Below are 1,338 nucleotides of genomic sequence, written 5' to 3'. Positions count from 1 at the left end.
TGCCGTTCCGCAACTTCGTCGCGCAGGCACGCCTCGGGATGAAGCCGGAAGCGCATGAAACCTTTTTCCGCGAGATGCTCGGCGATATCGACGAGCCCACGGCGCCGTTCGGCCTGCTCGACGTGCGGGGCGACGGTGCAGGCGTCAAAGAAGCGAAGCAAGACCTCGACCTTGATCTTGCCCGACGCCTGCGCGAACAGGCCAGGACTTTGGGCATCAGCGCCGCCGGCCTGTTTCACCTGGCCTGGGCTATGGTGGTGTCACGATCCTCGGGGCGCGATGATGTGGTCTTCGGTACGGTCCTGTTCGGACGCATGCAGGGCGGCGAGGGCGCCGAGCGGGGACTGGGCATGTTCATCAATACCCTGCCGCTGCGGGTGCAGCTGGCCGAGGGCAGTGTCCTGGAACAGTCTCGTGAAATGCAGCGGCGACTGGCTGATTTGCTGCGTCATGAACATGTGCCGCTGAGCCTGGCGCAGCGCTGCAGCGCCGTGCCTGCGCCGGCGCCGCTGTTCAGCGCACTGCTCAACTATCGGCATAGCCAGGCCGACGCCTCGGCTGACAGCTCACCTGCTTGGCAGGGCATCGAAGTCCTATCATCGGGCGAAGAGCGCAGCAACTACCCGATCGTATTATCTGTGGACGATCTGGGCGAAGGGTTTGAACTGACGGCGCAAACCTTGCCGCCGGTGGCGCCGGAACGGCTGTGTGCCTTGATGCACACGGCGCTGGACAATCTGATCATGGCCCTGGAGACGGCGCCGGATACGGCCATGCGTCAGATCGGCGTGCTGCCGGAGGCCGAGCGCCGCCAGGTGCTGTACGACTGGAACGCCAGCCAGGCCGACTATCCACACAACCGCTGCATCCACGAACTGTTCGAGGCCCAGGTTGCAGCGCAGCCGGACGCGCCGGCGGTTGTTCACAACGGTCGAACTTTAACTTACGGCGAACTGAACGCGCGCGCCAACCGCTTGGCGCACTATCTGCGCAGTCTGGACGTAAAACCCGACGACCGGGTGGCAATCTGCCTGGCGCGCAGCGTCGAACAGGTGATCAGCCTGCTCGCCGTGCTCAAGGCGGGGGCGGCCTACGTGCCGCTGGACCCTTCCTATCCGGCAGAGCGCCTGGCCTACATGCTCGAGGATAGCGCACCCAAAATGTTGCTGGCACAGCAGTCGCCCAAAGGCATTTTGCCCAAGACCGATGCCCAGGTAATTGCATGGGACGGCGATTGGAGTCAAATCGACAAACAGCCGGATACAAACCTGCCAGCACAGGCGCTGGGTCTGACAGCGCAACACTTGGCCTACGTCATCTACACCTCCGGCTCCACCG

General features: G+C 63.8%; 2 protein-coding genes. One reads left to right on the top strand and one right to left on the bottom strand.

What is annotated here, in order from left to right; all coding sequences use genetic code 11:
- Positions 1 to 239 (bottom strand): hypothetical protein (locus IT781_RS22955; protein ID WP_370527075.1); only part of this gene is annotated, 239 nt, incomplete at its 3' end.
- Here IT781_RS22955 and IT781_RS21825 point away from each other — a divergent pair.
- A partial coding sequence (locus IT781_RS21825) for an AMP-binding protein (protein ID WP_370527074.1) occupies positions 123 to 1,338 on the top strand: 1,216 nt, incomplete at its 3' end. The two genes, IT781_RS22955 and IT781_RS21825, sit on opposite strands and share 117 nt — an antisense overlap.

Source organism: Methylobacter sp. BlB1, assembly GCF_015476545.1.
Classification (GTDB): domain Bacteria; phylum Pseudomonadota; class Gammaproteobacteria; order Methylococcales; family Methylomonadaceae; genus Methylobacter.
The sequence above is the reverse complement of the archived record's forward strand: the minus strand, read 5'-3'. Positions and strand labels throughout refer to the sequence as shown.